The sequence below is a fragment of the Cryobacterium sp. Y29 genome, assembly GCF_002929825.1.
GTDB lineage: Bacteria > Actinomycetota > Actinomycetes > Actinomycetales > Microbacteriaceae > Cryobacterium.
In genome coordinates this window covers 1-23,100 of record NZ_PJJN01000031.1, presented here as the reverse complement: position 1 = coordinate 23,100, position 23,100 = coordinate 1, and the positions used below count along the sequence as shown (strand labels likewise).

General features: G+C 65.2%; 21 protein-coding genes. 11 read left to right on the top strand and 10 right to left on the bottom strand.

Translation table 11 applies throughout. From position 1 onward, the window contains the following. Window positions 1-141: 141 nt before the first annotated feature. Together CXY74_RS07045 and CXY74_RS07040 are read left to right on the top strand one after the other, a co-directional pair. Window positions 142-1,131 (top strand): MTAP family purine nucleoside phosphorylase, encoded by a 990-nt coding sequence (locus CXY74_RS07045; RefSeq protein WP_233193262.1) that lies wholly within the window; start codon window positions 142-144, stop codon window positions 1,129-1,131. Further along, complete coding sequence (locus CXY74_RS07040; protein WP_104199787.1) at window positions 1,128-2,261, top strand: NAD(P)-dependent oxidoreductase; 1,134 nt, start codon at window positions 1,128-1,130, stop codon at window positions 2,259-2,261. Before CXY74_RS07045 ends, CXY74_RS07040 begins: the two co-directional genes overlap by 4 nt. A gap of 128 nt (window positions 2,262-2,389) precedes the next feature. On the opposite strand, the gene CXY74_RS07035 is transcribed toward CXY74_RS07040, so the two are convergent. Both CXY74_RS07035 and CXY74_RS07030 read right to left on the bottom strand, forming a co-directional pair. Continuing rightward, entirely contained in the window at window positions 2,390-3,535 is a 1,146-nt protein-coding gene (locus CXY74_RS07035) for a sensor histidine kinase KdpD (RefSeq protein ID WP_104199786.1), read from the bottom strand. Continuing rightward, on the bottom strand, window positions 3,532-4,362 hold the full coding sequence (locus tag CXY74_RS07030; RefSeq protein ID WP_233193261.1) for a response regulator transcription factor: 831 nt from the start codon (window positions 4,360-4,362) through the stop codon (window positions 3,532-3,534). The genes CXY74_RS07035 and CXY74_RS07030 overlap by 4 nt, the downstream gene beginning before the upstream one ends. Window positions 4,363-4,615: 253 nt before the next feature. Between CXY74_RS07030 and CXY74_RS07025 the strand changes: the two genes are divergently transcribed. Genes CXY74_RS07025 through CXY74_RS07015 form a run of 3 tightly spaced genes read left to right on the top strand, consistent with a single transcriptional unit; the run spans window position 4,616 to window position 6,767 of the window. Next, window positions 4,616-5,338 (top strand): glycosyltransferase family 2 protein, encoded by a 723-nt coding sequence (locus CXY74_RS07025; RefSeq protein ID WP_104199784.1) that lies wholly within the window; start codon window positions 4,616-4,618, stop codon window positions 5,336-5,338. Further along, complete coding sequence (locus tag CXY74_RS07020) at window positions 5,335-6,009, top strand: DUF2064 domain-containing protein (protein WP_104199783.1); 675 nt, start codon at window positions 5,335-5,337, stop codon at window positions 6,007-6,009. Before CXY74_RS07025 ends, CXY74_RS07020 begins: the two co-directional genes overlap by 4 nt. Beyond that, a complete protein-coding gene (locus tag CXY74_RS07015; RefSeq protein ID WP_233193260.1) occupies window positions 6,006-6,767 on the top strand; it encodes a bifunctional 2-polyprenyl-6-hydroxyphenol methylase/3-demethylubiquinol 3-O-methyltransferase UbiG in 762 nt (253 codons plus the stop codon). The genes CXY74_RS07020 and CXY74_RS07015 overlap by 4 nt, the downstream gene beginning before the upstream one ends. A gap of 117 nt (window positions 6,768-6,884) precedes the next feature. Here the strand turns inward: CXY74_RS07015 and CXY74_RS07010 are convergent, their stop codons facing one another. The 3 genes from CXY74_RS07010 to CXY74_RS17920 form a co-directional block, all read right to left on the bottom strand. Further along, a complete protein-coding gene (locus tag CXY74_RS07010) occupies window positions 6,885-7,403 on the bottom strand; it encodes a hypothetical protein (RefSeq protein WP_104199782.1) in 519 nt (172 codons plus the stop codon). Then, window positions 7,403-8,599: a molybdopterin-dependent oxidoreductase gene (locus CXY74_RS07005; RefSeq protein ID WP_233193259.1), complete on the bottom strand. Its 1,197-nt coding sequence runs from the start codon at window positions 8,597-8,599 to the stop codon at window positions 7,403-7,405. Before CXY74_RS07005 ends, CXY74_RS07010 begins: the two co-directional genes overlap by 1 nt. A 157-nt stretch (window positions 8,600-8,756) precedes the next feature. Next, window positions 8,757-9,080: a hypothetical protein gene (locus tag CXY74_RS17920; protein WP_233193258.1), complete on the bottom strand. Its 324-nt coding sequence runs from the start codon at window positions 9,078-9,080 to the stop codon at window positions 8,757-8,759. Between the two features lie 177 nt (window positions 9,081-9,257). On the opposite strand from CXY74_RS17920, the gene CXY74_RS06995 reads away from it, so the two are divergent. The 3 genes from CXY74_RS06995 (at window position 9,258) to CXY74_RS06985 (ending at window position 14,483) form a co-directional block, all read left to right on the top strand. Further along, window positions 9,258-10,649, top strand: coding sequence for a glycosyltransferase family 87 protein (locus tag CXY74_RS06995; RefSeq protein WP_104199779.1), 1,392 nt, complete (start codon window positions 9,258-9,260; stop codon window positions 10,647-10,649). 91 nt (window positions 10,650-10,740) lie between these two features. After that, the gene (locus tag CXY74_RS06990; protein ID WP_104199778.1) at window positions 10,741-11,790 is read left to right on the top strand and encodes a glycerophosphodiester phosphodiesterase family protein; all 1,050 of its coding nucleotides are present in this window, start codon (window positions 10,741-10,743) and stop codon (window positions 11,788-11,790) included. After that, window positions 11,787-14,483 (top strand): glycosyltransferase, encoded by a 2,697-nt coding sequence (locus tag CXY74_RS06985; protein ID WP_233193257.1) that lies wholly within the window; start codon window positions 11,787-11,789, stop codon window positions 14,481-14,483. The genes CXY74_RS06990 and CXY74_RS06985 overlap by 4 nt, the downstream gene beginning before the upstream one ends. Window positions 14,484-14,629: 146 nt before the next feature. On the opposite strand, the gene CXY74_RS06980 is transcribed toward CXY74_RS06985, so the two are convergent. The 3 genes from CXY74_RS06980 to CXY74_RS06970 all read right to left on the bottom strand — a co-directional run bounded on the left by CXY74_RS06980 (window position 14,630) and on the right by CXY74_RS06970 (window position 17,885). Further along, window positions 14,630-15,982, bottom strand: coding sequence for an ABC transporter substrate-binding protein (locus tag CXY74_RS06980; protein WP_104199776.1), 1,353 nt, complete (start codon window positions 15,980-15,982; stop codon window positions 14,630-14,632). A 77-nt stretch (window positions 15,983-16,059) separates the two neighbouring features. Beyond that, the gene (locus CXY74_RS06975; RefSeq protein ID WP_104199775.1) at window positions 16,060-16,908 is read right to left on the bottom strand and encodes a carbohydrate ABC transporter permease; all 849 of its coding nucleotides are present in this window, start codon (window positions 16,906-16,908) and stop codon (window positions 16,060-16,062) included. Next, the gene (locus CXY74_RS06970; RefSeq protein ID WP_104199774.1) at window positions 16,908-17,885 is read right to left on the bottom strand and encodes a carbohydrate ABC transporter permease; all 978 of its coding nucleotides are present in this window, start codon (window positions 17,883-17,885) and stop codon (window positions 16,908-16,910) included. The genes CXY74_RS06975 and CXY74_RS06970 overlap by 1 nt, the downstream gene beginning before the upstream one ends. Before the next feature lie 198 nt (window positions 17,886-18,083). Here CXY74_RS06970 and CXY74_RS06965 point away from each other — a divergent pair, with 198 nt between their 5' ends. Then, a complete protein-coding gene (locus CXY74_RS06965) occupies window positions 18,084-19,109 on the top strand; it encodes a glycerophosphodiester phosphodiesterase family protein (RefSeq protein WP_104199773.1) in 1,026 nt (341 codons plus the stop codon). 253 nt (window positions 19,110-19,362) lie between these two features. Here the strand turns inward: CXY74_RS06965 and CXY74_RS06960 are convergent, their stop codons facing one another. Together CXY74_RS06960 and CXY74_RS06955 are read right to left on the bottom strand one after the other, a co-directional pair. Then, the gene (locus tag CXY74_RS06960) at window positions 19,363-20,049 is read right to left on the bottom strand and encodes a hypothetical protein (protein ID WP_104199772.1); all 687 of its coding nucleotides are present in this window, start codon (window positions 20,047-20,049) and stop codon (window positions 19,363-19,365) included. A 330-nt stretch (window positions 20,050-20,379) separates the two neighbouring features. Next, on the bottom strand, window positions 20,380-20,826 hold the full coding sequence (locus CXY74_RS06955) for a metallopeptidase family protein (RefSeq protein ID WP_104196569.1): 447 nt from the start codon (window positions 20,824-20,826) through the stop codon (window positions 20,380-20,382). 44 nt (window positions 20,827-20,870) lie between these two features. Here CXY74_RS06955 and CXY74_RS06950 point away from each other — a divergent pair, with 44 nt between their 5' ends. Further along, the gene (locus CXY74_RS06950) at window positions 20,871-21,107 is read left to right on the top strand and encodes a DUF3499 family protein (RefSeq protein WP_104199771.1); all 237 of its coding nucleotides are present in this window, start codon (window positions 20,871-20,873) and stop codon (window positions 21,105-21,107) included. Between the two features lie 100 nt (window positions 21,108-21,207). Beyond that, window positions 21,208-22,695, top strand: a complete 1,488-nt coding sequence (ahcY, locus tag CXY74_RS06945; RefSeq protein ID WP_104199770.1) for an adenosylhomocysteinase — start codon at window positions 21,208-21,210, stop codon at window positions 22,693-22,695. The last annotated feature ends 405 nt before the right edge of the window (window positions 22,696-23,100 follow it).

Genomic DNA, 23,100 nt, shown 5'->3' with positions numbered 1-23,100 from the left:
CCCGGTTTATAACCTGGGCCCGCGGACGGGGCCCAGGCCCGGAACGTGTGAGGTGCCTGTGTGGCGGCGGCGGGCTTCCGTGGGTATGCAGCTTTCGATGGCACACTGGACACTCAACTTGTAACTCGCTGGGAGCCGCCTGTGACGCTTGACCCGACCGCCTCGATGGTCGACCCCGTGGTCGATTCTTTGGCTGACCCTGTGGCCGACCCGACCGCCCGGGCCGAGATCGCCGTGATCGGCGGCTCCGGACTCTACGAACTCATTGACCCATCCGGCGCCGTCACGCACCAGGTGCAGACGCCCTACGGTACCGCTCCGGTCACGATCGGTCTGCGCGCCGGTCGCCGCGTCGCGTTCCTGCCGCGGCACGGCAGTGGCCACAGCGTCGCTCCGCACCGGATCAACTACCGCGCCAATATCTGGGCTCTCGCCTCGATCGGCGTGCGCGCGATCATCTCCTCGTCGGCCGTCGGCGGCGTCACTCCGGAGTACGCGCCGGGGCTGCTCGTGGTCACCGACCAGTTCATCGACCGCACGAGCGGCCGCCCCGACACGTTCTACGACCGGGAATCGGTGCAGCACCTCCCCGCCGCCGACCCGTTCGACCCGTCGCTGCGCGGCTATGCCGTGCGTGCGCTCGAGGACCTCGGCGAGAACTTCGCGCCGACCGGAACCGTCGTCGTTATTCAGGGCCCGCGGTTCTCGACCCGAGCCGAGTCGGTCTGGTTCCGGTCGATCGGCGCGCACATCGTCAACATGACCGCCTACCCTGAGATCGTGCTGGCCGGTGAACTCAACATGGCCACGGTCAACCTGTCGTTCGTAACCGACGCCGACGCCGGTCTGGCCCCGGTAGCCGCCGCTGATTCCGGTCTGGCCCCGGTAGCTGCCGCTGACGCCCCTGATTCCGGCAGCCCCACGCCGTTCGTCATCCCAACCTCCAGCGAGACGGATGCCGTCACCGCGTCAGCCGTGTTCCGTCGCCTACACGACGCCCAGCCACGCATCCTGGCCGCGATCGACGGGATCCTGCGTGCCCTGCCCACGGACTTCGTCCCGCGCGAGCTCATCGACCCGGCCGAGGTCGACGCCGTGCTGGCACGCGGCGTGGCATCGGAGATCGCATGACCGTCGTGCTCATCACCGGGGGCGCAGGCTTCATCGGGTCCGCGATCGTCAATGCTGCTCTCGCCCACGGCTACACGGTGCGCGTGCTCGATTCCCTGCGCGCCGACGTGCACGGCCCTGCCTCGGTGCTTCCCCACGTTCCGGGTGCGGAACGTGGGCTCGGGGCCGGGAACGCTCGGCCGGCGGGGCTGGACCCGCGCGTGGAGTTCGTGCACGGCGATGTCACCGACCCTGCCACGGTCGCCCGCTCCCTCGCCGGCATCGACGTGGTGTGCCACCAAGCCGCCAAGGTGGGCCTCGGCGTCGACATTGCCGATGCCCCCGACTATGTACACAGCAACGAGGTCGGAACGGCGGTGTTGCTGGCCGCGATGAGCGAGCGTGGCATCCGTCGCCTGGTTTTGGCTTCGTCCATGGTGGTCTACGGCGAGGGCAGCTACCGTGGTCCGAACGGATTCACCCGGCCGGGCCCGCGCCTCGCGAGCGACCTCGACGCCGGACGCTTTGACCCCCTCGATCCCGAGACCGGGCAGGCGCTCGAACCCGTTTTGGTGACTGAAACTGATCCGCTCGACCCGCGCAACGTTTACGCGAGCAGTAAACTCGGCCAGGAATACCTCGCCATGGCGTGGGCTCGATCGACCGGCGGGCGGGTTGCCGCCCTGCGGTACCACAATGTCTATGGTCCGGGCATGCCGCAGAACACGCCTTACGCGGGAGTGGCGTCGCTGTTCCGGTCGGCGATCGAGCGCGGTGAGGCCCCGCGGGTCTACGAAGACGGGCGCCAGCGCCGCGACTTCGTGCATGTGCGAGATGTTGCCGCAGCCAACGTGGCCGCACTGGAGTTCACCGCTTTGGAGGGATCCGCGCATTCCGGCGCTGTGCGGCCATTCAACGTGGGCAGCGGAATCGTGCACACCATCGGCGACATGGCCACCGCCCTCGCTGCTGCTACGGCGGGCGGCCTGGCTCCGATCGTGACCGGGCAGTATCGGCTCGGCGATGTGCGGCACATCACCGCGTCCTCCGAGCGCTTGCGCACCGAACTCGGCTGGTCAGCTCAGGTCTCGTTCGAAGACGGTATGCGTGAGTTCGCCACGGCTCCGCTGCGCGCAGCAGTGCGCCCCTGACCGCGGCCCGCGCGTGCACTCGGGGCCGATTCACGCATTCCGGGGAGATTTTCACAGGCTGCCGCTCATTTTTTCAGGCATGCCCGAGTGCACCGCGCCTCGTTTCCCTGAATGAGCACCCAGCCCCGTCACCCCAACGGATGCTGCGGCAACAGCAGCTCAAACCGGCATCCGTTCTCAACATTGGTCACGGTCACCTGCCCAGCATGCGCTCGCACGATTCCCTCGACGATCGCAAGGCCCAACCCGGCACCGCCGCTGTGGCCGGCGCCGGTTCCGGACGCGGTGCGCGGCTCGCTCGCTCGCCAGCCGGCCTCGAACACCCGGCCAAGGTCGCGCTCGGGAATACCTCCGGCCGCATCGACGACCGAGATCACCGCCCGCCCGTCGACGTGCGGGGTGACCGAGACAACGATGGTGCTCCCGGCCGGGGAATGCTGAATGGCATTCATGACCAGGTTACCGACCGCGCGGGCGAGTTCGCGGGCATCCGCCTGTAGCGTGAGACCGCGCTCACCCTCGAACCGCAGGTGGAGGGATTTTGCGAGGGCAACCGGCGCGAGATCGGCGATTGTGTCGCTGATCAAGTCATATAGGGCGACCCGTTCGAGGTGGAGCTGGAGGGCCCCGGCGTGGATCTTAGACAGCTCGAACAGGTCATCGACCATGCTGCTGAGCCGGTCGACCTGCCCACGGATCTGCACGTAGTAGCGCTGGGGGTCTGGCGCCATGCCGTCTTCGAGGGCCTCGGCCATGGCGCGAATACCGGCGAGGGGCGTGCGAAGGTCGTGCGAGATCCACGCCACAATCTCGCGGCGGGACGCCTCCATGCGTTCCTCCCGCTTGCGAGATTCGGTCAGCCGATTGGCCGTCTCGGCCAGTTCCCCCGCGAGCGAGGCGAACTCCGTGCTCGTATGCCGCTCCGGGGATGTAACGGCTTCGCCGCGGCCGATGCTTGCTGCCGCGGCCCGAAAATACTGGTTGTCGCGCGCGAGTGAGCGCCCCAGCACCGCGGCCATCACGAGCGACACAATCCCGGCGACGACGGCCACCGTATAGAACATGTTCAGGTCGTGCGCCGATATATACATGAGCGTCGCCACCGCGGACGTTCCGCTGACCACCGACGTAATGGTTGCGAACGCGACGATGACCACCTGAATCACGAGCGACCCCCGCGACAGCAGGCGCAGTGTCAGCAGGGCGAGCGCCCCCACGACGAGCGCACAGCCGAGCGCGATGCCGACGACGGTCGCAAACATCTCAGCGCTCATCGCGACCCTTCATCAACGCTACTTTCGTCAACGCTACTTTCGTCAACGCTACTTTCGTCAACGGTGCTTTCGTCAACGGTGCCTGCGCTGGCGCCGAGCGGAACCGGATCGAACCGGTATCCGACCCCCCACACCGTCGTGACGAGAAGCGGATGCGCCGGGTCGGCCTCGATCTTCTCCCGCAACCGCCGTACGTGCACGGTCACCGTGGACAGGTCGCCGAACTCCCAGCCCCAGACCGAACGGAGCAACTCCTCGCGGGTCAGCACCTTCGACGGCCGCCAGATGAGATAGGCGAGCAGATCGAACTCGCGGGCGGTGAGCACGAGCGGCTGGCCGCGCAGTCGAATCTCGTGCGCGGCCAGGTTGAGCGAGAATTCGCCGACATCGAGAATCCCCTCCGGAATGTACTCGGTGTTACTTCGCCGCAGCACCGACCGCACCCGCAGCACGAGTTCCCGCGGCGAGAACGGCTTGACCAGGTAGTCGTCGGCGCCAGCTTCGAGGCCCTCGATGCGGTGTTCCTCTTCGCCGAGCGCGGTCAGCATGATCACCGGTAACGCGCCCCAGTTGATGCGGATCCGCCGGCATACCTCGATACCGTCCAGCAGCGGCAGCATACGGTCCAGCACCACCAGATCGGGCAGGGCGATTTCGGCCTGACGCAGGCCGGCGAGCCCGTCGGTGGCTTCATCCACGACGAATCCGGCGGCGCGCAGGTACCGCCCGACCACCTCGGATACCATCGGGTCGTCCTCGATGACGAGAACGCGGCGGCCAGCGGGGGCATCCGTTTGGGGCGGCGCAAAATGTTGAGAGGGAGGCACCCCCCCAGACTAAGCGCGCCGCCGCCGCGGCGCGCGCACCAGCCGAGCGGATGCCTTCGCCTTCGGGACAGGCCGGCGCGAGCCTGAGTCCGGAACCTGGGCTCGGTCACCGGGGTGGCGCACCGCTTAGCGCACATCTGGCAACGTCATACGCCCGCCGCGGAACACTCTTCACACGGGTTCCCCAGCTTTTTTCCGTGCTTCGTAACCTCTTTCACCCCGCACACCCAGACATCCCGCCTAGATTCGCCTAATGATCAATTTCCGGGTGGACGTTGTGTTGCCCTGCTTGAACGAGGTGCAGGCCCTGCCGTGGATTCTCGAACGCATGCCGGTCGGCTACCGCGCGATCGTTGTCGACAACGGCTCGACCGACGGATCGGCCGCAATCGCCCGTAGTTTCGGCGCGCAGGTCGTGCACGAAAATCGCCGCGGATTCGGTGCCGCCGCCCACGCCGGTCTCCTGGCTGCCACGGCTCCGATCGTGGCGTTCTGTGACGCCGACGCCTCGATGGACCCCCGCGACCTGCCGCTTGTGGTCGACCCGATCAGCGCTGACGATGCTGATCTCGTGCTTGGACGCCGCCGCCCCACCACCCGCAACGCCTGGCCTCCGCACGCCCGTCTAGCAAATACCTATCTTTCCTGGCGACTGCGCCGAATAACCGGTGTGAACATTCATGATCTTGGCCCTATGCGAGCGGCGCGCCGCGACCACCTGCTCGCCCTCGACCTCATCGATCGCCGTAGCGGGTATCCGCTGGAGATGTTTCTGGGTGCCGCAGCGGCCAACTGGCGCATTCGTGAAGTCGATACCCCTTACGCGCCGCGCGTCGGCCGCAGCAAAGTGACCGGAACCGTGCGCGGCACCCTCACCGCCATCACGGACATGTCCGCGCTGCTCAGTACCGACCGCAGAAGACCAGCCGCCGCCGACAACATCGGCCCCAGCATCCGGAACGAGGCTCGCTCATGACCGCGATCGTTGTCATTGCCAAGGAATGCCTGCCCGGCAAGGTCAAGACCCGGTTGCACCCGCCGCTCTCGCTTGAGCAGGCTGCTGAACTCGCCGCCGCCAGCCTCGCTGACACTCTCGCCGTTGCGTCACAACTGCCGGCAACGCGCCACATTCTGGCGTTTGATGGCGTGACTGCGCCCGTGGAGGCATCCGCGTGGGAAATTTTGCCGCAAAGCACTGGAGGCCTTGACGAACGCCTCGCTGCCATTTTCGACACCCTCGCCGAGCCCACTCTGCTGCTCGGAATGGACACCCCCCAGGTCAGTGCCGAGCTGCTCGCCCCCGTATTCACGGACTGGGGCGACGAAACGGATGCCTGGTTCGGCCCGGCCGACGACGGCGGCTTCTGGGCGCTCGCCCTGAAAAATCCGAGTGGAACGCTGCTCCGGGGTGTCCCGATGAGTCGCTCCGACACCGGCGCCCACCAGCTGCGACGCCTCGACGAGGCCGGACTCAGCGTGCGCGTCTTGCCGACGCTCACCGATATCGACACCATAACGGATGCTCACACCGTCGCCTCGGCCGCCCCCCGCACGCGCTTCGCGCGTGCTTACGCGGAGGTGCGGGCATCCGCTCGCCTGCAGAACGCCGATTTTCTGCCAGCAGCCCTGAGCGGGGCGCGCTCGTGACCCTCGTGTCGCCTCGCCTGTGGGAGCAATGGGCAAACGGAACAGTCGACAACATAGACCGCGCGACCGCGGAACGCTTTCGCCGCCCGACCACGTTCGGAGCTGGCGGGTCTGAACCGTATGCCCAGGCGTTGCAGAGCGACGACAACGTGCTCTACCTCCACGGCAATTGGGCCGGTGCCGACCCGGGCACGCCGATGCGCGTGTCGACAATGCACGCCGGGCGCTGGAGCGCCGGAGCCGATCCGATCGACCATTCCCTGCTCGACGGGGCTGCCGGACCGGTGCTCGACATTGGCTGCGGGCCGGGCCGCATGATCCAAGCGGCCCTCGACGCGGGACTCAGCGCCCTCGGAATCGACGTTTCGCCGACCGCCGTGCGAATCGCCCTCGCGGCGGGTCTCGCCGTTTTGCAACGCTCCGTCTTCGACGACATTCCGTTGGAGGGAACGTGGGCGACCCTGCTGCTCGTCGACGGCAACATCGGCATTGGTGGTGATCCCGACGCCCTACTCGACCGATGCGCGTCGCTACTCGCCGTCGACGGTGTGCTCGTCGTTGAGGTGCACCGCGACCCCGATCACGACCTCGCCTACGAAGGCACCCTGCACGACGCCGCCGGACACACGAGCGACGCGTTCCCGTGGGCCGAACTCGGCGTCAGCGCCCTGTGTCGTCGGGCCGCGAAGGTTGGACTGGTGCAGGTCGCCGAATGGACCAGAGGGGGCCGTTCGTTCGTCCGCCTGGCCCGCTCCTAGCTGCCTGCCCGCATCCAAAGACGGGGCCCCCACCCACGGACGGGGCCTGGGCCCCGTCCAAAGGCCCAGTCTATAAACTGGGCCCACGGCCACAAGGTGGGCCCGGAGCTCGACATGTCACCGCCCGGAGTCGTCCGGAACTGCCTCGACCGGGCTCCGCCAGCGCAGGAATGCCCATACCGACAGCCCCGCGGTGACCAGGGCCAGCAAGAGCCAGAAGATCGCAAGGTTCAGCCCGTAATTCAGTGGGAGCACGGTCGGATTCGCGGGCGCGAAATTCTTCGCCACGAGCGTCGGCACCGCGATCAGCGACACGATCGATCCGACCACTATCGCGCCTTGAACGATCGCAATGACCGTGCCGGTTACGCGCCGACCGGCACGCCGAAGCGCGATCCCGAACGCAAACACGATCGGCGCCAGAATCGCGTCGTGCAGCACAATCGCCGCCGCAATCCACAGTGCGACCCCCGGTATGCGGGATACCCGCACCGAATCGAACATCACAAACGCGCCCCAGGCGAGCAGCAGCACACCGACACCCACCAGCGCCAGGCGGATGCTGCGCATCCGTTGGCTGGTCGACGCCGAGATTCCGGCCGGCGGGGGATTCAGCCCCGTACCACTCGTTGTCATCAGATCGCCTCGATTCGGCTAAGCCATTTGGTCTGTAGGACGCCGGGGCGGCCCGGCGCGATCATGCGCGCAGGATACCCGTGCTCGAGGTCGAGCGTCTCACCGTTCAGTTCGAGCGCGACAAGGGTGAGCGGGTCCCGCACATACTCGCGGCCCATCTGGGTCTTGCTGAAGCTGCCGCGTTCTTCGAGGCTGATCAGGCGAAACGAGGTGTCCGGATCGGCGCTCAGCAGGTCGGCCAGATCCCTCAATCGCACACCGCGCCAGTGGGCCATCTGGCTCCAACCCTCGACGCAGGCGATCGGAAGCTGAACCTCGGTCTGCGGCAGCGCCAGCAGCTCGGAACGAGTGAAGGAGCGTTCGGTGCCGGCCACCGCCACGGTGAGGGTCCACCCAGAGGCCAGGGCGGCATCCGCTACCTTGGCCTGCTCGCTCGTGCGGTTCACCGGAACACCCTGCTGGCCGACGCCTTTCTTGCGCGGCCCAAACAGGTTGACCGCGTTCAGCGGCGTGAAGGTCTGGCCAGCGGTCAGGCCCACGACGGCAGTGGTGGCCACGCCGACCGTCGTGAGGAATCCGCGCCGACTGACGCTATCGGTAAGGGTGCGCGGCGTCGCGTCGATGTAATCGAGTACGCGTCCGGTCACGCCGCCGGTCCGGCTGCTGCCCCACAATCGCACGGCCTCCGCGTCGGAAGCCCGGTCGACCGAGACCGCATCTTCCGGATGGTCGCTGTCTAAGGAACCCTTGCTCCAGTACCGCGTGATCGCCGGGAGTTTCACCCCAATATGAATAACCAACAACCCGATCAGCGCCCAGCCGAGCGCGAAGTGCACCTGCCGAAACGGAAACGGCCACGGATACCACTGGAAAGTGTTGAGCAGCCCCATCGTGATCTGCACGAGCGAGGCGCCTACAAAAAGGGCGATCGAGGCCCGTTCCAGAAAATGAACGAGCCCGCGTACCGGGGGATAGGCGAACAGTTTGGGAAAAACGATGTACAGCTTGGCCAGCAACAGTGGAAAACAGGCGATTCCCGCGATGATGTGCGTGCCCTGCGTCACCTGGTACAGAAACTCCGGTCGGGTCGGAAATCGCATCCAGTCGAGGGGTTCCTGCAAAAAATGACTGTACAGGCCGGTGCCGAAGCAGATCAGAAAAGCGGCGCCGAGCAGCCGCCCGATCACTGTCGCCATCCGCGGATTGCGCACCGGCGATGCCAGCGCTCGCTGGGCTTCATACATCAATCGCCGCATACTTCTATTTCACCATCACACAGTCCCTAAAACCGCTGTGAATTTCTTACGGTCTGCACATGACCAAACTTTTTCCCAGAAAAGTCGCTGGTCGGAATCATTTTTTCAGCGGGCTGGTCTGCATGATCGATCCCTGCCCGGTCAGCCAGCGCAACCCCAACGGGGCGTACGACTGTGGGCGCACCTTCACTGGAATGAGTTCAGACGGCCGCACACCGACGGCGATCGTCGCCGACATTGTCGGAATGTCGCGGAAGGACTGTATCGAAGCCCTGCGCGCCAGTTTTGACGCTAAAGGCTGGTGCCCCTGTTGCGCGGCGCGGCCGGTCGACGTGGTGATCGACGAACTGATCAGCTTCGGTGGCTGCAAGCCCGCCGGCACTCTCGTGGGCCGCTGCCTCAATTCGCTGATCGTGCTCATTGAACCCGAAGGGTGGGGCTCAGCAGCGCCGCCGGTGTCGGGCCGCCGGATCTCGACCTGCTCTACCGTCACCGGGGGCGATGAGCGTTCACTCGGGAGGTCTTACAGTCTGCACGTTTCTCACTCGCGCTTCCCCGAAAACATCGCGATTGGGCAGAGGTAGGTGAGGATGGTCTAGTGCGACTCATTCTGATCTCGGGACTGCTTGGGCTCAGCGCTGCCCTCACCGCGTTCAGCGTCAGCACCCTCCACCTGTTCGCACCCGACCGCGACGAGGTACCACTCGTGCTGGTCACCAGTGCGCTCTGGCTCCTGTTCGGCTTGGCCTGGTGGCTGCTGCGTCGCGTGAACGGCAGGGCTGTGGTTGCTCTGATCCTGGCTGGCTCCGCGCTGATCGGCGGCGCGGCCATGGTCGGTCCACCCAACACGAGCACCGACTCGGCTCGCTACGCGTGGGACGGCATCGTACAAAACAATGGCATCAGCCCCTACGCCTTCACACCAGCGGATGCCCGCCTCGATTCCCTGAGACCAGACTGGCTTTTCCCGGCGCCCCAGACCACGGCCGCCGGCACGGAAGTCTGCATCGGCGAGCGCATCGCGCGCGCCCGCACGACCGACGGTGATCTGCTCTGCTCAGCCCTCAACCGCACGGCCGTGCCCACGATTTACCCGCCGGCCAGCGAGATCTTCTTCGCCGGTGTACGTTTTCTCACCGGACCCGGCCCCGCCTACTGGCCGTTGCAGCTCGCCGGGCTGCTGCTGAGCCTCGGCACGACCGTCATGCTGCTGGTTGGAATGCGCCGCCGCGGCCTCGATGAAAGAAATGCGGCGCTCTGGGCCTGGTGTCCGCTCGTGGCGACCGAGGCGGTCACCAACTCGCACGTCGATATGCTCGGCGTCATCTTCGTCGTCGCAGCGGTTTTTCTAGTTTCGACCAGGAAGGTCTGGCGAGGCGGCATCATGCTCGGAATAGCGATCGGCACCAAACTCATCCCGGTACTGGCGGCGCCGGCCCTGCTCAAGCGGGGCGGCTGGCGCATGGTGGTGGCATCCGTTCTCAGCTTTGCGCTGCTGTATGTGCCCTATGTGCTGGCCACCGGAATCGGGGTGCTGGGCTACCTGCCCGGTTACCTGAGTGAGGAGGGGTACCAGGACGGCTCTCGGTTCGCGCTGGTGTCTCTGGTCGCGCCGGGATCATCCGCTATTATCGTGGCCGGCCTGATCCTAGCCGTGGTCGCCGTGCTGGTGATTCTCACCACCGACCAGAACCGGCCCTGGGTCGGGCAACTGGTCATGATCGGCGTGACCCTGCTCGTGCTCAGCCCCCGCTACCCCTGGTATGCGCTGCTGCTGCTGCCGTTCGTGGCACTCAGCGGCCGCTGGGAATGGCTGCTCGTTCCGATGGCGCTCACTCTGCGGCTGCTCGTGCCGAACCCGGAGCTCACCCGGGTGTCGATCGCGATCGCGGTCATCGTGATCGTCGCCATGTCACTGCGTCGCGCCGGCCCCGGAGTGTTGAAACGGATGCGGCACCCATTTGTGTTCATACAGAGTTCATCCGCCTGACGGCTGCGCGGCGGATGCCGGTCACCTCGGCTCCATAACGTGAGCAGCGGCGCGCCTTTCGGCGTGCTGCGATCCACGAAAGAGTGCCGGCATGCGCAAGATTTTGATCATCGCGGCGGCCGCCGCCCTCAGTACGGTTCTGGTTGGCGGGGCTGTCGTGGCCGCGCAGGGAGAGTCGGCGCTCGCCGAACCGGCCCGGGCAGCTGCGCCCCTCGACGAGAGCGCCACCTTCGACCTGCAGTCCCATCGTGGGGGGCGCGGCGAACACACCGAGGAGAGCCTCGCCGCCTTCGCCGCCTCGCTCGAACTCGGCGTCAGCACGCTCGAACTCGACACGCACCTCACCCGCGACGGCGCCGTCGTCGTCTGGCACGACGATGTGCTCACCACGAGCAAATGCCGCGACACGGAGGCCGCCTTCCGTAAGGACCCCGCCTTCCCCTATGCAGGCACGCGCGTGCGTGAACTGACCCTTGCCCAGATTCAGACGCTGGACTGCGGATACCAGCAGCTGCCCGGCTATCCGGAGCAGCACAACGTACCCGGCAACATGATCGTCGAATTGGCCGATGTGTTCGCGCTCGTCGACGCTCACCAGGCCGACACCGTGCAGCTCAACATCGAGACCAAGATCGAAACCCCAGGCCCAACCGGTGACGGGGAAATGATGGCGCTCACGCGCGCCGTCGTCGCCGCGATTACGGTCTCGGGCCGTGCCGACCGAATCACCGTGCAAAGTTTCGACTGGGCCTCCCTCGACCTCGTGCGGCGGATATCGCCCGAGCTGCGACTCGTCGCCCTCGCCCAGGACGACGACTGGCTCGAAGTGGGCCAGCCTGGCAGAAGCGTGCACCTCGGTGGGATCGATATCGACGACTACGACGGGTCCGTCGCCCGGGCAGCTGCCGCGAAGGGCTATGACGCCCTGTCGCCGACGTTCAAGACGGTCACGCCCGAGCTCATGGTCGAGGCCCACTCCGCCGGACTGCCCGTGATCCCGTGGACGGTCAGCGAGACCGCGCTCATGCACACCCTCGTCGACCTGGGCGTCGACGGCATCATCACCGACTATCCCACCCGGTTGCGCGCCGTGCTCACCGAGCGCGGCCTCAGCCTCCCGACGGCGTACCCGGCGCTGTGACCGTGCCCGCACTGCCGCCCCGGCCCCACACTGAACCCGTCGCCTTCCAACTTGCTGGGCCTCCTGCTTCCGGCCTCGCCGCCAAATTGGGCATGCTCGCGCGGCTCTTCGCTTCCGTTTTTTCACGCTGGAGCGCGGGGCCACGTCGCCGCCTCACCAGGCTGATTGGCCGCATCCGTCGGGCGGTATGCTACGAAGCCCACGCCTACTGGCGCACCCGCCCGATTCGCCCGCACCACGTGCTGTACGAAGCGTTCAACGGATCCGGGCTGCTCTGCAACCCAGAGGCCCTGTTCAGACAACTGCGTAATACGCCCGATCAGAGGCATTTACGGCATGTCTGGGCGCTCAAGAACCCACGTTTGGCACGCCGGGAATTTCGCCACGATCGCACGGTGCGCTTTGTGAAAAGCGGCTCGCCCGCCTACTATCGGGCACTCGCCACGAGCCGCTACCTCATCAGCAACGCCACCTTTCCGCCGCAATTTTCCAAACGAGTCGGCCAGATCTACCTCAACACCTGGCACGGCACGCCGCTCAAACACATGGGCTACGACATGGCCGACGGCGCTTTCGGGACCGCCAACATCGTGCGCAACTTTGTCAGTGCGGACTATCTGCTCGCCGCCAACCCGTTCATGGCCCGTCAAATGTATGAGCGCGCCTACAAACTCGACGGCATCTTTCACGGACGGATGCTGCTGGCCGGCTACCCCCGCATCGACCGGCAGACGCTCTCCGCTGCGGAATCCCAAAGCGCCCGTTCCCGGCTCGCGCAGCTCAACCCCGATGGCCGCGAGATCGTGCTGTACGCCCCCACGTGGAAGGGCGCTTCCTTCGCCGACCCCGACGACGACCTCGACGCCCTGCTCGAGCGCGTTCGGCAAATTGAAGCCGGAATCGACGGCAGTCGCTATATCGTGTTGCTGAAAACTCACCAGGCTGTGCACGCACTCGCCTCCGGCCGCGCGGACCTCGACCGGATTCTGGTGCCGAACGACTTGCCTACCAACGTCGTGCTCGGGCTCGCCGGCATACTCGTCACGGACTACTCGAGCATCTTCTTCGACTTTCTCGCAACCGGTCTGCCGATCGTGTTCTTCACGCCCGACCTCGCCGACTTCGAGCAGACCCGAGGGCTCTACCTGGCGCCGACTGAGCTGCCCGGCCCGGTCTGTCGCACGGTAGCGGAGGTCGTCGCATTCATTGGCCAAATCGCAGACCATGGAAGGCTGCCGGCCTTCACCGAGCGCTATCGAATCGCCCAACACGACTATGTCGGCCAGGATGACGGCGCTGCGAGTGCCCGCGTGATCGACGTCGTCTTTCGCGGTGCCGACCCCAGTCCGCTGCTACGCGTGCCGACCGCCGCCGCCCGCACCTCCGTGCTCATCTATCTCGGCGGCATGAAGCCCAACGGCATCACCTCTGCCGCGCTCAACCTGCTCGGCGCGATCGACCACGAACGGTTTGACATCTCGGTCACCTTCGCGAAGAGTGCCGCGCCGGCCCGCCGTGCCAATCAGCGCCTGATCGACCCGCGAGTGCGACAGTTCGCCCGTATCGGCGGCATGAATGGCGGAGTGAGGCAGCGGCTTGCTCGTCGCCGCGCCGCCCGGGCCGACGCCCCCGGCGGGGCTGGTTCCCGCGGAGCGCGCATCACGTCCGGCGCCCGTGCTACCTCCGCGGCGCACGCCGACTTCGCTGCGGAGTTCACCCGCTGCTTTGGCGACAGCCGTTTCGATCACGTCGTGGATTTCAGCGGCTACGGTCCATTTTGGGCTGAATTACTGCTGCACTCGCCTCCCGCTGTGCGCTCGATCTGGCTGCACAATGACCTCGGCGCCGACGCCCACCGCGCCATCGGGGGAGTCAAGCGGATGCTGCACGGCCTCACCGAGACCTTCGCCCGCTACGACCGCTACGACCACCTGGTCTCCGTGTCGCCCGCGCTTTCCGAAATCAACGCCGAGGCGCTCGCCGCTTATGCGCCGCGCTCCAAGTTCACCGTCGCGCATAACACCGTCGACGTTGAACGCATCCTGCGCGGCGCGGCTGACGTGTCCCAGCCGTGCACCGAGTCGCCGGCCACCGCCGCCACGACCACATTCGTCACCATCGGGCGTCTCTCTCCGGAGAAGAATCAGGCCCGCCTGATTCGGGCGTTCGCTCTCGTGCACGCTCGGAATCCGTTCACCCGGCTCGTCATCGTCGGCGCGGGGCCGCTGAAAGCCGAACTCGCAGCGCTGATCCTCGATCTGGAGCTGTCGGCCGCGGTCACCCTGACCGGAGCGCTCGCCAATCCCTACCCTGTGCTCGCGGCAGCGGACTGCTTCGTGCTGTCGAGCGACTACGAGGGCGCCCCGATGGTGATTCTGGAAGCGCTGGTACTGGGGCGGGCGGTGGTGACGGTGGCCTTCGCATCCGTTCACGATGCGTTGCCGCAGGCCGCCGGTCTCGTCGTTCCGCAGACCGACGCAGGTCTCGCGGCCGGCCTCACCGCGTTTTTGCGCGGAGACGTCGTCGCGAGCGCCTTCGACCATGAGGCGTATGGACGTCGGGCGGTTGCGGAATTCTATCGAGCCATCGGAGTGACAGACCTCGGTTTGGATACACAACGTGACTTCCATCTCGACGACGATCTTGATGCGGAACTGGCCGAACTCGCGCCGTCTACGGCGGCCGGGCGCTGAAAGCCCTGACCGGCATCGCGGGCCAGTCGCTCTACTGACCCGGTGAGTCTCGACCCGAAATCAGCACCGCACGCGCGGAAAATATCACCAGACGAACAAAAGCGGGCCCGCCAACTCGGCGGACCCGCTTCCACAAAACCTCGAAACTACAGGTAAGGGCTCACGTTCTCGTCGAACGAGGTCGCGATCGCCGTGCTTGCGACAGCGAAAGCCTCGGCCGGGTCGGTCTGCTGAAGCATGATCTTCTCCAGCGCTGTAGTGAGCTCCTTGTCGGCGTTCGGCACGAAGACGCGGCCCCAGTCCTGCGAGCGAGTGGTCTCGAGCTGGTCGACGGCCGTGCGAAACTGCGGGAACTCGGCGTAGACCTTGGTCATCGTCTCGCCGTCGCGGGCGGAGGTACGTACCGGCATGTAGCCGGTGTTCGAGGAGAAGTACGCCGTGTTCTCGGAGTTGGTCAGAAACTTCAAGAACATGCCGGCGGCCAACTGCTGCTCCGGGGTGCGGTCGGCGGCGATGGCGATGCCGGTTCCGCCGGTCGGACAGGCCTGGCCTTCGGGTCCTTCCGGCAGGAAGCCGGTGCCGACCTCGAAGGTGGCGGCTTCCAAAATGCCGGTGAGCGAGCCGGTCGAGCCCATGATGCAGCCGGTCAGGCCGGCGCCGAAGTCGGCGACCTGGTCCACAGCCGCCACGGTGGCGACCTTCTTGTCGTAAATCAGTGACTGCAGGTAGTCCGCTGCGGCGATCGCTTCGGGGGTGTCCAGCGTCATCGTCCACTCGTCAGAGTAGGCACCGCCCTGTCCCCACAGCATGTTGCAGAACCACCACGCAGCCCAGGACGCACCCTTGCCGAGGCCGAGGGGGGTCACGCCGCCATCGGCCTGAATCTTCGGCGCCCACTCATCGAATTCGGTCCAGGTCTTGGGCGCGCGGTCGGGCAGCCCCGCCTTGGCCCAGACGTCCTTGTTGTAATAGAACAGCGGCGTCGAGCGGGCGTAGGGGATGGCCCAGTGATTGCCAGTGAAGGTGTAGTCGTCGTACAGGGTTTTGTTGAAGTCGGCGGTGTCGATCTCGAGGTGCCGGGCAAGATCGTCGATCGGAAGAATCTGGCCGTTGATCATGTAGCGAAACCACCACACATCGCTGGCCAGCACGAGGTCGGGCACGCTGTTGGTACCCGACGCCGCCTGAAACTTCTGCGCGATCTCGTCATAGTTGGCGCCGGCCGTGACCAGGTTCACCGTGATATTCGGGTTCTCGGCGTGGAAGCGCTTGATGATCTCTTCCTCGATCAGCTTCGAGGTTCCCGGGTGGTTGCTCCACCAGGTGATCTCCTTGGCTGGTGTGATGCCCGTCCAGTCCATTACCGCGACGTCAGCGGCACCGGCACCCGCTCCCAGCGACGGTCCGCTGCACGCGGCGAGGGTGGCCGTGGCGCCGAATACGGCGGCGAGCTTTAATATCTGCCGGCGGTTGATGGTGAACGAGGGTGTCGTGTTCATAGAACTCTCCTGGTAGGGGGTGATCACAAGTGGAAAATTGAAGGGCGGCATCCGCTGAATAACCGGATGCCGATGCGTCAGCCGGTTACGCCGCCGGCGGTCAGCCCGGCAATGATGCGTTTTTGTAGCGCAAAAAACGCGATGAGCACCGGCACGGTGACCAGCACAGTGCCGGCCATCAGCACGCCCCAGTTGGTGACGCCGTCGTTGTTTTGCAGCAGGGTCAGTCCCACCGGCAGCGTCATCATGTCGGAGCGGTCGACGACGAGCAGCGGCCAGAGGTACTCGTTCCATTCGGAGACGATCGAGATCAAAGCCACCGCGGCGATGGTTGGTGCCGAGATGGGCACGATGAAACGCCAGAGTCGGGTCCAGTGACTGGCTCCGTCGAGTGCTGCGGCTTCGAGAATGGAGATCGGCAGGGTCAGAAAGTGCTGGCGAAACAGAAAGGTGCCGAACGCGCTGGCGAGGCCAGGCACGATGATGCCCTGATACGTGTTGATCCACCCGAGCGAGGCCACGAGGGTGAAGTTGGGAATCATCACGATCTGCTGCGGGACCAGGAGGGCGAAGATCACCAGGCCGAAGACGAACTTCTTGAACGGAAACTCCAGAAAGACGACAGCGTACGCGGTGGTCAGGCCGAGCAGCATTTTTAGCCCGGCACCGATCACCGTGGTGATGGTGCTGTTGAGAAAGAAGTTCGCAAACGGCACGGCGGCCAGGGCTGCGGCATAGTTCGACAGGTCGTAGCTGTCGGGCAGCCATTGGATCGGCACCGTGTAAATCTCGTCGCGTTCCTTGAACCCGGCGAGGAACATCCAGACCAGCGGCAGAATCATGATCGCGATGGCCAGGATCAGACCGAGGTAGCCGCCGAGTTGAAGCGGTGTACGTCGACGCGAGGTCGAGGTAGGCGTGGACATCAGTAGTGCACTCGTTTCTCGACGTACTTCATTTGAATCAGAGTGACCACGAGCAAGACGGCGAACAAAATCGTCGCGACCGCGGAAGAATATCCGGCTCGACCGGCCTGAAAGCCTTCCTGATAGATCTGGTACATCATCGTGGTGGTGCCTTCGAGCGGTCCGCCCTTGGTCATCGCCTGGATGATGTCGAAGGACTGCAACGAGCTCAGCAGCGTCGTGATCGACAGAAAGAAAGTCGTCGGGCCGAGCAGCGGCAGCACGATGTTGCGAAATGCGCGCACCGGCGTTGCGCCGTCGAGCGACGCCGCCTCGAGCAAGTCTCGGGGCACCGACTGCAGGGCCGCCAGATAGATGAGCGCAACGTAGCCGACGTTTTTCCAGAGGTAGACGATGATGACCATGACCAGGGCCCACTGAGGATCGTTGTACCAGGGCGGTGAGGCCACGCCGATGGCGTCGAGCAGCGCCGCGGTGATGCCGAAGTTCGGGTCGAAAACGAACAGCCAAAGCAGGCCGACCGCGACCCCGGAGAGCACATACGGCGCAACGATAACGGTGCGGGCGGCGCCGCGGCCGTGCAGCTTGCGGTTGAGCAACACCGCGAACAGCAGGCCGATCACCATGCCGCCGCCCACGGTCGCGACGGTGAAGATCAGGGTGACCGTGACGACCCGAGCCGTGCCGGGGTCGTTGAACCAGGTGACGTAGTTGCCAAGACCCACCGGAATTGCCGAGGCCGAACCCAGGTTCCACTGCAGGGTCGAGTAATAGAGCGACTGCAGGAGTGGCTTATAGGTGAAGACGATGAGCAGGGCCACGTTCGGCCCGGCGAAGAGAAGAAACAGCGACCACGATTTCCACGGTTTCTTTTTCTTGCGCGGGGTGAATGCGCGGCGCGGCGCGGGGGTCGTGACGTTCGTCGGGGCCGCTACCGCTGACGCAGTGCCGCGGTGCAGGTCCTCGATGGTGGGCATGCGCGTAAATCCCCCTGAAAAGTGCCGTCGGCCAAGCAGCAGACTCTGTCAGGTTAGGCAACGTATCGATAGCCGATCGGTCGATTTACGCGTATGCGCGCAGTTGTCGCGTGGCGTTCGCCTGCACCGCGTCAAAACTTCAGCGGGTGTTCACCTGGACCGACCGTCGGCGTCACTCGTCGGCGTTACGGTGTGCAGATGTCCCCTCTTGTCATCGGTCACCGCGGAGCCAGCGGCTACCGCCCCGAACACACCCGTTCCGCCTACGCCCTCGCGTTCGAGCTCGGCGCCGACTCGGTCGAACCCGACATCGTCGCCACCCGAGATGGAGTGTTGGTGCTGCGCCACGAAAACGACATTTCCGTCACCACGGATGTCGCTTCTCGCGCCGAGTTCACCGGCCGCCGCACGACCAAGGAGTTCGCCGGTCACACCCTCACTGGCTGGTTCACCGAAGACTTCACCTGGGCCGAACTGGCCACCCTGCGCGCCCGGGAGCGTCTTGCGCACGTGCGCCCGCAGAATGCGCAGTACGACGACCGATACCCGATCATGAGGTTGAGCGACCTGTTTGAGCTTATCGACGAGGCCTCACACACCTGTCGGCGCCCCCTCGGCATGGTCGCGGAGATTAAGGACGCCGCCTATTTCGCCTCGATCGGACTGCCCCTCGACGAGCTGTTCGTCGCCGAGGTGCGCGCGGCCGGTTGGAACGCCGACGACGACCGCCTCATCATCGAGAGCTTCGAAGCGACCGTGCTTGAGCAGATTGCGGCACGCGGCATGACCGCTCGAGGCGTGTTCCTGATCGCCGCAACCGGTCAGCCGCTCGATCAGGTCGCCCGTCTCGGCGCCGGAGCGCCGTATTACTCCGATTACCTCACCGCAACCGGTCTCGATGCCCTCAGTAGCACCGTCGACGGCATCAGCGTAGACAAATCCTTGATCATCCAGGCAGATGCCGTCGGCGACCTGGTGATTTCTTCTCTCGTTACTGACGCCCACGCGGCCGGGCTGGACATCTTCTGCTGGACCCTGCGGCCCGAGAATGCTTTTCTTACCGCGTCGTGTCGCCGGGGGGATCAGCCGGCCAGTTTCGGCCACTGGCGCGACGAGTTCGCGGCGGTCATGGGCAGCGGAATCGACGGGGTCTTCGTCGACCACCCCGACCTTGCCGTGAGCGTGCGCGACGAGCTGCGCAGCCGGGTGGCGGCATCCGTTTGATGCGCTGAGCGCCCGTTGGCGCATCCCGCGGCTTGATCGTGTCGTGGCCCAGCCGTGTCGTGGCCCAATCGTGTCGTAGCCCAATCGTGTCGTGGCACTCGGTAGGGAAGCGGGCATTCGTACGAACGGGTGCCCGCTTCCCTACTACGTGCCACGAACCGTAAGCCGCCCCACGCACACAAAGATCGGGGCCCGCCGTGTGGCGGGCCCCGATCTTTGTGTGCTGTTTATTCGCTCGTGACGAGCCGAGCCACTACTTGGTCGCGGCGGTGATGGTCGCGATGCCGACGAGCATCTGGTCAGTGACGGCGTCGGTGCTGAACGTGGAGTTCAGCAGGCCGGCGGCGACGGAGGAGATGTGAACCGTGGTGCCGGTGAGGATGGCATTGTCACCTTCCATCTTGAGGGGCTCCAGGGTGGAACCGTAGAGGTCGAACAGCAGGGCCTGGGTCGCGGCGGACTCCCCGTTGACCGAGACGTCACCGAAGAGCTCCGAAGTGCCTGGGTCGATGGTGAAGTTGGTCAGCTCGACGACGGTGTCGCCGGCGGTCAGCGAGAATCCGGATCCCTCGTGCTGAATGGAACCCTGAACGAAGGGGCGGTAGCTTTCGGCCGGGTCGTAGTAGTCCACGTTGCCACCGGTGATCGGGAAGTGCAGGCTGCCCTCTTCGAGGGTGGCCGTTCCGACGGTGCCAGCGGCCAGGCCGAGGCTCGTCAGTGCAGCGCCGAAGTCGGCGTCGAGCAACACGGCGGTGTCCACACCGGAGAGGCTGGGAATCGAGGCGAGCGGCGTCGGCGTGGCTTCGGCCGAGCTGGACGAGCTTGAGCTCGAAGCGGGCGCCGGGGTCGTCGTGCCGGCGTCCGACGAGCAGCCGGCGAGGCCGGCGATGAGAATTCCAGCAGAGGCGAAACCGATGGTGGCCTTGGTGAAGATACGCATGGGATGAATCCTTTTCCGTAGATCGAGCAGGTGGTGTTGGGGTCTGAATGGTGTTCGGCTCCGTCCCGGAATCGGTTTGGAATTGCTCCGATCTGTTACCTTTCTGTTACTAAATACAGCAAACGTCCAGACACACGGACACGCCGGCTAATCGCGTCGACAAGCCGCGATCCCAGTCATGGCAAGGATCGATCCGAAAAGCGGATGCCGGTCGAGCCGGATTGCTGCTCGCGGCAGGCAATGCAGAAGTGGCACTGATTCGATCACGGGTCACCATCTCGCACACGTGCCGCGACGCCCGCGCGGTGGTCGCCGGTCGTGGACCGATACCTAGAAGTGGCGAAAGCGATCCGGCGCGAGGTCCCAGGGGTCTTTGCCGAGGAGTTCGGCGACGCCGCGAAAGACGCAGGTCTCGATCATCATGCGCTGATGTATCTCATCGTTTTCGTGCAGGCGTGACAGTCGCTGGATCGGCAGGCGGTAGAACACGACGCGGTTCGTCTCCGGCGTCACCATCCAGCGTTCCACGCCAATGCCCGGTATGACCGAGGGCGGTCCGGAGGCGACCTCGAACACGGATTTGCCCAGTTCTTCGGGCCAGACGCCGCGCAAATACTCGATTGTGCTGGCGATCGTCATGTCAAACAGGTCGATGCGGGTACGCAGTGGCGGCAGGAACGGGCCGGTCGCCGAACTACGGATGCCGCGGCCGTGCCGGTCGCGTCCGCGACCGCGCACCGTCGGTTCGGGCGCTGCTGAACGACGGGATCGAGACATGCTGCCATCCTACGGCGGCCGGGAAGCGGCTACCCTTACAGGCAATGACATTCCGCCCGTGTTCTCGTGTCGCCTGCCTCGAACCCTCGGTGGCCACACTCACCTTTGACTATGGGGAGTCCCTGGCAGTACTCGGCCCGCTCTCCGTTCAAGCGGAACCACACAGCTTTGACCTGTGCTCTCGACATGCGGAGCGGACGAGTGCTCCGCGTGGCTGGCACCTCATACGACACCGGCTTCTGGCCGACGATCCCGACATTGAAAGCCCGACGCTGCCGTGACACATTCTTGGTGGGGGTGGCATCCGTTCGCTGGGTGGACTGCCCACGCACCAGCCGAACAATGTGGGGGTCGTTCAGAGAGAAATGGCAAGATAGCTGCATGACTGTCGCCGCACCCACCGTGCCCTCCACCTTCACCTACAAGATCGCCGATGTGTCGCTAGCCGAGGCTGGCCGCCACCAGTTGCGCCTGGCCGAAAACGAGATGCCCGGGCTGATGGCTCTGCGCACCGAATTCGGTGAGACCAAGCCGCTGGCCGGCGCCCGCATCGCCGGATCGCTGCATATGACCGTGCAAACCGCCGTGTTGATCGAGACCCTCGTTGCACTCGGTGCTCAAGTGCGCTGGGCCAGTTGCAACATTTTCTCCACGCAAGACGACGCGGCCGCCGCGATCGCGGTGGGCCCCACCGGCACAGCCGATGCCCCGGCCGGTGTTCCCGTGTTCGCCTGGAAGGGGGAGACCCTTGAGGAGTACTGGTGGTGCACGTCGCAGATCTTCGACTGGAGCGCCGAAGCGGCTGCGGCCGGAGCCGCGTGGACCGGCCCGAACCTAATCCTCGACGACGGCGGCGACGCCACCATGCTCGTACACAAAGGTCGCGAGTTCGAACTGGCCGGCGCCGTACCAGCGGATGCTGCCGAGGACAGCCACGAATACGGAGTCATCCTCGCCGCCCTCCGTCACTCGCTCGCGGAATCGAACGACCGCTGGACCTTGGTGGCCGCCGACCTCGTGGGCGTCACCGAAGAGACCACCACCGGTGTTCACCGACTCTACGAGCTTGCGGCGGGCAAACAACTGTTGTTTCCGGCTATCAACGTGAACGACTCGGTCACCAAGAGCAAGTTCGACAACAAGTACGGCATTCGACACTCGCTGCCGGACGGACTCAACCGGGCCACGGACGTGCTGATCGGCGGCAAGGTCGTCTTCGTCGCTGGCTACGGTGACGTTGGCAAGGGAGCCGCCGAAGCACTGCGCGGTCAGGGCGCTCGGGTGATCGTGAGCGAGATCGACCCGATCAACGCGCTCCAGGCCGCGATGGACGGTTTTCAGGTCGCCCGCCTCGATTCCGTCGTCGAACAGGTCGACATCTTCGTCAGTGGCACCGGAAACTTCAACGTCATCGGTGTCGACCACATGCTGCGTATGAAGCACCTTGCCATCGTCGCCAACGTTGGCCACTTCGACAATGAGATCGACATGGCCGCGCTTGAGTCGCTGCCGGGGGCGGTCAAGGTGCAGATCAAGCCGCAGGTCGACGAATGGCGCATGCCGAGCGGGCGTAGCGTGCTCGTGCTGTCGGAGGGGCGCCTGATGAACCTGGGCAACGCCACCGGTCACCCCTCGTTTGTCATGAGCAACTCCTTCACCAATCAGGTCCTCGCGCAGATTGAGCTGTATGTTTCGCCGGAGAAGTACCCCGTTGGCGTGTACGTGCTGCCGAAGTTGCTGGATGAGAAGGTTGCCCGCCTGCACCTCGACGCTCTCGGCGTCGAGCTGACCGTGCTCACTCCTGAGCAGGCTGGCTACCTGGGCATTCCCGTAGAAGGCCCGTACAAAGTAGACCACTACCGCTACTAGCCCCTGCTTTCAGGGACGGGGCCTGGGCCCCGTCCCTGGGCCCAGGTTGTAAACCGGGCCCATGTTCATAAGGTGGGCCCGGTCGTTCGGGTGGTGGGGGAGCGGATGCTGGTGGTGCGACACGCCCGGGTGGGGGGCGTTTTGACGGGTGGGTGTGGTGGCCGTAATGTATCTATACGTACCCCAAAGGTGCGGAAAGCCGCAGTGCTTTTCGGCCTCACGTGGGACCAAATCGTAGTCATCACAACTTCGGGTTCTTGTTTCAAGAGCGTCGGTGTTGGGCTAAGATAGTAAGCCTCCCTCCTGCTGTTCCTAGTTGGTCGAGTCGCATGGTTTTGGTCGCTTTTTGGCGCTTGAAACTGGGTGTTTCTTCGATTTGACAGGGACTGGCCGGGTGGGTAAGTT

Bases quoted from the DNA above. Each gene is read 5' to 3' on its own strand.
- CXY74_RS06960 (WP_104199772.1), bottom strand. From the start codon at position 20,049: ATGCGTATCTTCACCAAGGCCACCATCGGTTTCGCCTCTGCTGGAATT.
- CXY74_RS07005 (WP_233193259.1), bottom strand. From the start codon at position 8,599: ATGGCGACAGTGATCGGGCGGCTGCTCGGCGCCGCTTTTCTGATCTGC.
- CXY74_RS07035 (WP_104199786.1), bottom strand. From the start codon at position 3,535: ATGAGCGCTGAGATGTTTGCGACCGTCGTCGGCATCGCGCTCGGCTGT.
- CXY74_RS06950 (WP_104199771.1), top strand. From the start codon at position 20,871: ATGACATTCCGCCCGTGTTCTCGTGTCGCCTGCCTCGAACCCTCGGTG.
- CXY74_RS07010 (WP_104199782.1), bottom strand. From the start codon at position 7,403: ATGACAACGAGTGGTACGGGGCTGAATCCCCCGCCGGCCGGAATCTCG.
- CXY74_RS07025 (WP_104199784.1), top strand. From the start codon at position 4,616: ATGATCAATTTCCGGGTGGACGTTGTGTTGCCCTGCTTGAACGAGGTG.
- CXY74_RS06965 (WP_104199773.1), top strand. From the start codon at position 18,084: ATGTCCCCTCTTGTCATCGGTCACCGCGGAGCCAGCGGCTACCGCCCC.
- CXY74_RS17920 (WP_233193258.1), bottom strand. From the start codon at position 9,080: ATGAGCACGATCAGCGAATTGAGGCAGCGGCCCACGAGAGTGCCGGCG.
- CXY74_RS06975 (WP_104199775.1), bottom strand. From the start codon at position 16,908: ATGTCCACGCCTACCTCGACCTCGCGTCGACGTACACCGCTTCAACTC.
- CXY74_RS07040 (WP_104199787.1), top strand. From the start codon at position 1,128: ATGACCGTCGTGCTCATCACCGGGGGCGCAGGCTTCATCGGGTCCGCG.
- CXY74_RS06955 (WP_104196569.1), bottom strand. From the start codon at position 20,826: ATGTCTCGATCCCGTCGTTCAGCAGCGCCCGAACCGACGGTGCGCGGT.
- CXY74_RS06990 (WP_104199778.1), top strand. From the start codon at position 10,741: ATGCGCAAGATTTTGATCATCGCGGCGGCCGCCGCCCTCAGTACGGTT.
- CXY74_RS07020 (WP_104199783.1), top strand. From the start codon at position 5,335: ATGACCGCGATCGTTGTCATTGCCAAGGAATGCCTGCCCGGCAAGGTC.
- CXY74_RS06970 (WP_104199774.1), bottom strand. From the start codon at position 17,885: ATGCCCACCATCGAGGACCTGCACCGCGGCACTGCGTCAGCGGTAGCG.
- ahcY (WP_104199770.1), top strand. From the start codon at position 21,208: ATGACTGTCGCCGCACCCACCGTGCCCTCCACCTTCACCTACAAGATC.
- CXY74_RS06980 (WP_104199776.1), bottom strand. From the start codon at position 15,982: ATGAACACGACACCCTCGTTCACCATCAACCGCCGGCAGATATTAAAG.